Origin of the sequence: Streptomyces sp. NRRL S-495 (genome assembly GCF_000966955.1) — a bacterium.
Taxonomy (GTDB): Bacteria; Actinomycetota; Actinomycetes; order Streptomycetales; family Streptomycetaceae; genus Kitasatospora; species Kitasatospora purpeofusca.
On the sequence record NZ_JZWY01001412.1, the window covers coordinates 1 to 206 of the forward strand.

At 68.9% G+C, this 206-nt stretch carries 1 protein-coding gene; it reads left to right on the forward strand.

Translation table 11 applies throughout. The features are described 5' to 3' along the window. A partial coding sequence (locus tag VR45_RS41895) for a DUF11 domain-containing protein (protein WP_045945242.1) occupies positions 1–206 on the forward strand: 206 nt, incomplete at both ends.

Consider the following 206-nt stretch of genomic DNA (forward strand, 5'->3'; position numbering starts at 1 on the left):
GCAGGTCAGTGTCACCAACAACGGACCCTCCCGCGCCCGTGACGTCATCGTCACCGACACCGTTCCGGCGGGCGTGACCGGTGCGAGCATGCAGGCCGATGCCGACAACACGCCTTGCCCGATCAACGCTGGAACGGCAACCTGTCCGGCCGTCGAGATCCCCGCCGGGAAGACCCTCACCTGGACCCTCACCGGCACGCTGGCCC